The 8,098-nt window shown below is 44.6% G+C and carries 6 protein-coding genes, 2 tRNA genes and 3 pseudogenes; 6 read left to right on the plus strand and 5 right to left on the minus strand.

Annotated elements, in window-relative coordinates:
- Positions 1–3: 3 nt before the first annotated feature.
- The 3 genes from VOR_RS0103345 to VOR_RS0103355 form a co-directional block, all read right to left on the minus strand.
- The gene (locus VOR_RS0103345) at positions 4–714 is read right to left on the minus strand and encodes a TetR/AcrR family transcriptional regulator (RefSeq protein WP_010318318.1); all 711 of its coding nucleotides are present in this window, start codon (positions 712–714) and stop codon (positions 4–6) included.
- A 122-nt stretch (positions 715–836) separates the two neighbouring features.
- Complete coding sequence (gene ltaE / locus VOR_RS0103350; protein ID WP_010318319.1) at positions 837–1,841, minus strand: low-specificity L-threonine aldolase; 1,005 nt, start codon at positions 1,839–1,841, stop codon at positions 837–839.
- Positions 1,842–1,950: 109 nt separating this feature from the next.
- Complete coding sequence (locus tag VOR_RS0103355; RefSeq protein ID WP_010318320.1) at positions 1,951–2,466, minus strand: NUDIX hydrolase; 516 nt, start codon at positions 2,464–2,466, stop codon at positions 1,951–1,953.
- A gap of 277 nt (positions 2,467–2,743) precedes the next feature.
- On the opposite strand from VOR_RS0103355, the gene VOR_RS0103360 reads away from it, so the two are divergent.
- The 4 genes from VOR_RS0103360 (at position 2,744) to VOR_RS0103375 (ending at position 6,437) form a co-directional block, all read left to right on the plus strand.
- A complete protein-coding gene (locus VOR_RS0103360; protein ID WP_010318321.1) occupies positions 2,744–4,402 on the plus strand; it encodes an ATPase RavA domain-containing protein in 1,659 nt (552 codons plus the stop codon).
- A 9-nt stretch (positions 4,403–4,411) separates the two neighbouring features.
- Positions 4,412–5,857, plus strand: a complete 1,446-nt coding sequence (viaA, locus tag VOR_RS0103365; protein ID WP_010318322.1) for an ATPase RavA stimulator ViaA — start codon at positions 4,412–4,414, stop codon at positions 5,855–5,857.
- Between the two features lie 382 nt (positions 5,858–6,239).
- A tRNA-Leu gene (locus VOR_RS0103370) sits at positions 6,240–6,326 on the plus strand.
- Between the two features lie 37 nt (positions 6,327–6,363).
- Positions 6,364–6,437 (plus strand) — tRNA-Cys (locus VOR_RS0103375).
- 60 nt (positions 6,438–6,497) lie between these two features.
- Here the strand turns inward: VOR_RS0103375 and VOR_RS0103380 are convergent.
- The gene (locus VOR_RS0103380; protein ID WP_010318323.1) at positions 6,498–7,286 is read right to left on the minus strand and encodes a lipase family protein; all 789 of its coding nucleotides are present in this window, start codon (positions 7,284–7,286) and stop codon (positions 6,498–6,500) included.
- Positions 7,287–7,438: 152 nt separating this feature from the next.
- Between VOR_RS0103380 and VOR_RS0103385 the strand changes: the two are divergent.
- A pseudogene (locus tag VOR_RS0103385) lies at positions 7,439–7,546 on the plus strand (toxin-antitoxin system subunit antitoxin); the annotation flags it as partial.
- A pseudogene (locus VOR_RS18225) lies at positions 7,519–7,780 on the plus strand (type II toxin-antitoxin system RelE/ParE family toxin). The pseudogenes VOR_RS0103385 and VOR_RS18225, both read left to right, overlap by 28 nt.
- A gap of 28 nt (positions 7,781–7,808) precedes the next feature.
- Here VOR_RS18225 and VOR_RS16680 read toward each other — a convergent pair.
- Positions 7,809–8,045, minus strand: a pseudogene (locus VOR_RS16680) (helix-turn-helix domain-containing protein); the annotation flags it as partial.
- Between the last annotated feature and the right edge of the window lie 53 nt (positions 8,046–8,098).

The raw sequence follows: 8,098 nt of genomic DNA on the forward strand, positions 1-8,098 counted from the left end.
ACTTTATCTGGCCCGGTCAGATTCAATATCATACAGCAGTTCATTGATGGAGTTCGGACAGAGCGTCTGAGCTTCGTCGATATGGAACTTGGCGATCATCAAGTCATTAAAGAGTTGCCAATGTTTTAGTAAGCATTGGTTTACATCTTGAGTTTCATCTGACCACGTTTCTTTTAAAAATGGCGTGAGGCTCGCCGCGCCGTGCGCATACATGATCATCTGCCATTTTATCTCCCACACCTTTATTGGTGTGGCTGAAAATTCACGGTTATATTGTTCGGCAAGTTGTTCGACGAGCTGCTCAATTTCACCTGCACTGTCGATAAAATAATCAAACAGAGCATCTTCTTGTCTTACCGCATCGGCGATCAGCTGAATCGGCTGTTTGACGGTCAGCATATGCGCGAGTAGCCGTACCATGAACAAATACAACTGCACGTTGGCGGGGGTGTTGGCTGGGATCTCTTTCAATATATGACGTAAATAATTCTCCATATAAAGATGGAGACCATCGCTGATACTGCGCCATATTTGCTCTTTACTACCGAAATGATGACGCAGCAAACTGTGTGAAACCCCAGCTTTTTCGCTGATCGTTCGTAATGACACTCGTGCATAACCTAGCTCGCAAAACAGATCCGCAGCGACCACTAGAATGTCTCTTTTGGTTTTTTGGGCATCAGTGGCACTTCGGCGGCCTTGTCTTCTGGTCATTTTTTAACTCGTCTCATTTTTAACGAGCGCAGTTGTACCAGATTTGATAGGTAGTTTCACGGAAAAAACGCTTTGGCAGTCATAACCGATGATAAGGTTATGACTGCACAATGTTAATTGGATCAGAGATAAAGGGAGAGTTTGCTGATTAGAAAATCAATATCATCGCGTGAGACGTCTTTATGGGTCACAAAACGTACCGGATTGCCTGGCGAAACTTTTATTCCATCTTGCGCCAACTGATTGGTAATTGTATGGATATCGATAGAATCAGCTAATTTGGCAAATACGATGTTAGTTTGCACTAAATCTGGATTGACGGAAAACCCGTTTAAGTCCGCTAATTTGCGCGCTAAATATTGGGCATTGTCGTGATCAGTCCTTAATTGAGTGACTTGTTCAGTCAATGCAAGATGGCCTGCTGCGGCCAAAATGCCTGCTTGACGCATGCCGCCACCGAGCATTTTTCTTAAACGTCGAGCCTTGGCAATGTAGGTTTTTGAACCCAACAGCAGCGAGCCGATAGGAGCGGAAAGCCCTTTAGATAAACAGACCGTCATTGAGTCAAAGTATTGCGCAATCTCTTTGACATCTACATCCAGCGCTACAGCAGCGTTGTATACGCGCGCGCCATCTAAATGCAGTGCCAAATGGTGTTGATCAACAAACGCTCGCGCTTGCGCTAAATAGGCGAGTGGTAGAACTTTGCCATTGATGGTGTTTTCAAGGCTAAGTAATTGAGTGCGAGCAAAGTGGGCATCATCAGGTTTAATGGCCGCGCGCAGTTTATCGAAGTCTAACGTGCCATCAGGGTTATTTTCGATTGGCTGTGGCTGAATAGAGCCAAGAACCGCGGCGCCACCCGCTTCATATTTGTAGTTGTGCGCTTGTTGGCCACACAGGTACTCATCACCACGCTCACAATGTGACATTAAACCCAGCAGGTTGGCTTGTGTGCCTGACGTGGTAAATAGCGCCGCTTCAAAACCGTGTCGCTGCGCGGCCCACTCTTCTAAGGCGTTGACGGTTGGGTCATCGCCATACACATCATCACCCACGTCGGCATTAGCCATTGCTTCACGCATCGCGGCGGTGGGTTTAGTAACGGTATCTGATCGAAAATCCATATAATCTCCTCATGCGTTTTTCTATTTTTGCTAGAAGCATTTTCACTTCAATTCTTATCTGTGCTTGTAGTTTATTAATAGCTAAGCACTTTATCGATAGCTAAGTATTTTATAGATAGCCACACAGCTTCGCCTTACTTAGGCAGGCAATGGTTTTTGAATCTGTGATTTGCCCAGTAATGATTTTTTGCTCCAATTCCTGAATTGAAAGCGTCACCACCTCAATGACCTCATCATCGTCGCATGCTAATCGTGCAGTCTTGCTTAACTGTTTAGCGACAAACAGGTGCTGTATTTCGTCACAAAGTCCAGCTAATGGTGTGACTTGCCCTAAAGCGATCAGCTCATTTGCGCTGTACCCTGTCTCTTCTTCAAGCTCACGGTGCGCGCATTCGGCTGGAAGCTCCCCCTTTTCTAAAGTGCCTGCTGGGAGCTCTAACAACCACTTTTTGAGTGAAGGGCGAAACTGATTAATCAGAATAATATCGCCTTGCTTTGTGATCGGCAAAATCACGGCTGCGCCCGGATGGACTATGGTGGTGTGCTCAATGCTTTTGCCTGTAGGAAGGGTGACATCCTCTTGCACTAATGAAATGGTTTTCCATGTATGTATGGTTTTGCTCATGCAAACTCTTCTTTAATTGTGGCTAGCCAATGACTGATATGGTGATAAGGGTTCAACCTTACCGAGAATCTGTGGCTAAGACAAAGTAAAACGATAACCTAAGTATCAATATTGCTTGCACAATCAGTGATGTCAGTCTCATATATGCAAACATTGATTTCGAAGAATTTCATAGAAAAGAGATCTGCTATAAGTGGGCGCTTATACTAAAAACTATTTGTAACAAAACAATAACAGTCGTATAAAGTTATGTATGCAAACCATTTGGAGCGCTTAAGTGATCAATTTTACTCCTACATCTCATGCGCAAAAAGCGCTACTCTCAGATCGCATAAATAAGCTTGCTAAGGCTTTATCGGATGGTGTTTATGAGCGTGAAGACACCATCAAACTTTGTCTACTGGCTGCTTTAGCGGGGGAAAGTGTTTTCCTACTCGGCCCTCCTGGCATTGCAAAAAGTTTGATTGCGAAACGTCTGATCCAAGCCTTCGATAACAGCAGTTATTTTGAATACCTCATGACGCGTTTCTCAACACCAGAGGAGGTATTTGGTCCATTAAGCATTCAAGAATTAAAAGATAATGGGCGCTATATTCGCCTAACCAAAGGCTATCTTCCTACTGCACAAGTGGTTTTTCTTGATGAAATTTGGAAAGCAGGCCCCGCCATTTTGAACACCTTATTAACGGTAGTGAATGAAAAGACCTTCAAAAATGGCAGCGATATTGAACGTGTTCCAATGCGTCTTCTGGTTTCGGCATCGAACGAATTACCGGATGAAGAGAGTGGTTTAGATGCCTTGTACGATCGCATGTTAGTGCGTGTGTTTGTCAACCGTATTCAAAATAAGCAGAATTTCAAATCGATGCTGACCATTGGTACGCCACAAGAAGCGCGCATCCCTGAAGGGCTTGCGATTACCGATGAAGAGTATCACTCATGGCAGCGACAACTTGACGATTTACTGTTGACAGATGACGTGTTTGAAAAGTTATTTGAGCTGAAAAACATGCTAGAACATGCCGTTGAAAACCAGCCCTCTGCGGCAAGTATTGATATGTACGTTTCAGATCGCCGTTGGAAAAAAGCGGTGAAGCTGCTCAAAGCGAGTGCGTTTTTTAATGGCCGAGACTCGATCAACCCGCTTGATTTACTATTGCTGCAAGATTGTCTTTGGAATAGCCCCGATTCTCGCGATATTGTGCGCCGCGTTATCCGCGACTTTGCGTTGAAACATGCTTTTGACCAACAAGAAGTTGAACATCAAATCGTAGTGTGTCGTGAAGAGCTGGCTGAGATTCAAGAAGAGCTAGAGTCTGAATTTGGCATGTTGCTCTCGCTGGAAACATCATCCGGTTTGATTAAAAAGCAAGTGCATCAGTTTGATACTAAATCGGCAAAAACCTATCAGGTAGGCACCGCTCATGACTTGGTCAAATTGGTATTGCTGCAAAGCAATATGTCCGTCTCTGAGGTAGAAAAAGGCGATAGCCGCTGGGTTTATGTGCCTAAAATCGAACTTGAAAGAACGATCAAAGAGGGGCATGGCGATGTGTATGGTTATGTGAATCAAAATACCAATTTGTGCCGTTTAAGGTTTGATTTAGATGCTGGTAATAACCTCGTTCTTAAAGATATTGCTAATCGCTCGGTATTGGTGAGTTTGGTGACTGAGCAAGGTTTAGACGAAAGTCTTTATCAAGAGTGGCTTACGAAAGCGGATCAAGCCGTTGCACAGTTGCAACATGCCGAACATCATTTGCGCAAAGTACGTTCTAAGTTTCACGGCGCTTTGCCGCATAACTTCATTGATCCGGAACTGCCCACCGCTATGGAAGCGACGTTGCAGCAGCTGCAGCAATTACTTGAATCGACTCATATCGAATGCGAAAAAACGGTGCTTCGTTTTAAAAACCTAAACCAGTTTTTTGCGTAAGGAGAGAAGATGCTTGGGGCCGATGGTTTAAATTTAGCGTTAATGATTGCCGACTCGGGCATCATTGATACGGCAGTGAATGATTTGCTTGCGCGCTCGCAAGTGATGATGATGGCTGAAAACCACGGCGTGGCGAATTCAGTTAAAAATCACCTAACTAAGTGGAGTGGTAGTGTCAAAAAACGCATTACAAAAGTGTGTGAAACTGAGCGTTTTCAACAAGAGCTGACCTTATACCAAGAAGTGATTCACTGGAATGAAGAGACCTTCTTTACTCGGATTAACGAGATAATCAAACAGTTGGAATGGCACTCAGCATTTTATCTCCAAGCACGTCGTTTAATCGAAAAAAACAAGGGGCTACATAACCCCATGTTCCCTCATTTCTTTTGTGATCAATGGTATCAAAGCCTTTGCCATGCGATTAAACAAGCGCAAATCAACGAACTAGAAAGTAACAAAGAAAAAGTGTTGGCCGATTTGTACCAGCGTATGGAAACCATGAAAAACATGGATAAAGTCACGGAATCGGGCGATGAAAGCAGCGTCGGTCGTTTGTGGGATATGGCATCGGCGAAGCTCAGTAAAACAGACATCAGTGTCATGAAACGCCATGCGGAATTTTTGAAAAAGAACAAAGGATTGCAAGAGATTGCTGAACAGCTTGGGCGCATGGCTGGCGAAGTCGATGACCCGGATCTCAACCGCACTCCAGCCGAAGCGCTGCAAATGGTGGAGGAGAAATCGGACCAAGCGACGGATGACATCGTCGGCATCCACGAAAGTGATGATCTGAACAAGCTGCTGCCCAACGAAACCATGTTTCTTGCCTATCCTGAACTTGAGGTGGTTTTCTACAAGCATTTAGTGGATAAGCGTTTGATGAACTATCGCATGCAAGGCAAGTCTCGCACCTTGCGTAAAGTCAAAGCGTACCAGCCAGAACACAAACAGTTTGAGATTGAAAAAGGGCCGTTCATCGTATGTGTGGACGCTTCTGGTTCCATGAGTGGTTTCCCAGAACAGTGTGCTAAAGCGATGGCTTATGCTCTGATGCAGATCGCGCTGGCTGAGAGGCGCGAGTGCTACGTGATGCTGTTTTCTACTCAGCAAATTACCTATGAGCTGACCAAGCAAGATGGCTTGCGTGAAGCGAGTGATTTTTTAAGTTATTCATTTCACGGCGGAACGGATTTAGACCCTGTGCTAGAACAATCGGTTGAACTGATGAACAGTGACAAATACCGCAATGCAGATTTGGTCGTATTGTCGGATTTCATCGCACCTAAACCGCCGGAAGCTCTGCTAGAAAAAATCGCGACCTTAAAACATCAAAAAAATCGTTTTCATGCGGTGAGTTTGTCTCGCTATGGTAATCCACAGTTGATGGCGATGTTTGATCACTGCTGGGCGTATCATCCTAATCTCGTCGGGCGGCTGATGAAAAAATGGTAACGATCACTTGATAAAAACTGATGGATTGTTGCTCTAATTGTCCGCCTTCTATCCTTTGCGGGTCGATTCTTAGTCACTTGATTCATAAGTGGAAAATTTATTGTTGACTCATTTTCTTAATCCGTTAAAGTACGCCTCGTTCTCACGGCAAAGCTCGGAAGAACAATGTGCATGAGAAAGAACAATGTGCATGAGCTAGTTGTTCAGCAAGATGAGCAAAGTTATTAAAAGCTGCAAAGCAATGTTTAATAGCAAATGTTCTTAATAACAAATGTTGTTAATAGCCAAATGTTGTTAATAACAAAGCTAGCGAATGTACTTCAAAAAATTTTCGATGGTGTGTAACTGATTCAGTTGACGGCATCGCAATCCAGAATTGCGTGCCCTGGTGGTGAAATTGGTAGACACAAGGGATTTAAAATCCCTCGACTTTCGAGTCGTGCCGGTTCAAGTCCGGCCCGGGGCACCATCTATTCTTTGCTCATTAAGAGCAACAAAAAATTAAAGGCGCGATGGCAGACTGGTTATGCAGCGGATTGCAAATCCGTGGACCTCGGTTCGACTCCGGGTCGCGCCTCCATTATCGAAGATCCCAGCCAATTGCTGGGATTTCTCGTTTCAAAATAGTCTCGATCAATGGCTACCTTTCATCAAAAAAATCCTTATTGCGAATGTACTTACTCATCAAATGATATGAAAACGGACGAATTAGCCAGCTCAATAAAGACCTGCCTAATCGAATGAACGTTGGTGTGTTTTCGTAAATCCGCCCATTGTAAAGCCACAGCAATTTACCCACATGCCAATAGATTAAAGGAATGGGTGGCATAAAGGTGACGATGTCGAGGTCACAACAAATACGATAGGTTTTGTGACTAAGCGCGTAGCGTTGACGAAAACGCCAATTACCAATCGCGGGTTGGCCGAATGTTACAATGCGTTTGATGCATTTTGGGTATTTCTTTTCGATGTAGTCAGCAAAGATACACCCAATTGCCCCACCCGAAGAGTGGCCAGTAATGGCAATGCGTTTGCCGCTCTCGATCAGAGGAACAACGACGGCTTCCAGCCGCTGTAAAACCGATAGGCCGAGTTTATCTTCGTTGCGCGTTGGCAGGCTCTCTTGATGCAGGAGATGGTAAAAGCCCGCATGAATACGGTAATCCAATCCTAAGTGCTTACAACTGCGTGTCCACATTGCAAAGTTAAAAAGCCAATCACTGACACTGTGCGAACCTTTAATGACCACCACGGCCTCTTCTTGGTTTTTACTCCACAGCACTCGAATCATGATTTTACCAAACTGGTTACGGATGATGTGCTGACCGTTCGGATCAAAACCGTAACGTGTCTGCCTAAACACTCTGGGATAAGCAAGGTTGCACAGCACGGCATAGCGTTCGTATTGATAGCGTTTAAGTGGTTTCACATGACAGCTCTCGAAGATATTGAGCTAACGTAGCGGTTGAATGTGAATGCTTTATGAACGGTTCAGTTTGGGGTGGGGGAGTCTTTGTATTTAAATGCAGTCAGCCCCTTAGGCGGGCGTTAGCCGTTTGAACACTTACGATGCTGGATGCTGAAGGCATTGCTCGTGGCGAGCGAGCTTTAGCGGATGGCAAAGTCGTCAGCCATAAAGATGCGAAGGAAAGAATGTCAAAATGGCTGAAATCATTTGCACCGAGCTGACTCTGTCCGATCTGAGTGATACGGCTGAATACATAGCAATTGAAAATGTCGTGGCTACCAAGTGACTGGTGTAAACCGTTTTCGCAAAAGTTGAATGTTTGGTCGATTTTCCAGAGTATGGACGCATTCCACCAGCACCTCAATTATTGTGAAGTCGTCGTAAATCCGTGTCGTATTTTCTACAAGTATGACGATAAAAAGATTCGTGTTCTTTTTGTTATGTATGCGGAATGAGAGTTGCGTCGGTGATGCTTACGAAAAAAAGCCGACGCTGGCTACCACCGTTTTCAGGCTTGAGATTTTCAGAGAGAACATAATCACTAAGATGACGTGCGACGGTAGATTCATGGATACGAAGAGCTTGATAAATCATGACTTGACTCCAGCTCTCAGAAGCCAGCCAAACGGCTTTTATACGGTCACGTACTCGACCATCACGATCGTAATCATGCATTAGTTCGAGTTGTCGTTTTTGTTCAGAAGTGAGTTCGATTTTCATGGTGCGTGGCATGATCCTGATTTCATGGAAAATCAAGCACCTTCAATGAACAC

It is taken from the genome of Vibrio ordalii ATCC 33509 (assembly GCA_000257205.1).
Classification (GTDB): domain Bacteria; phylum Pseudomonadota; class Gammaproteobacteria; order Enterobacterales; family Vibrionaceae; genus Vibrio; species Vibrio ordalii.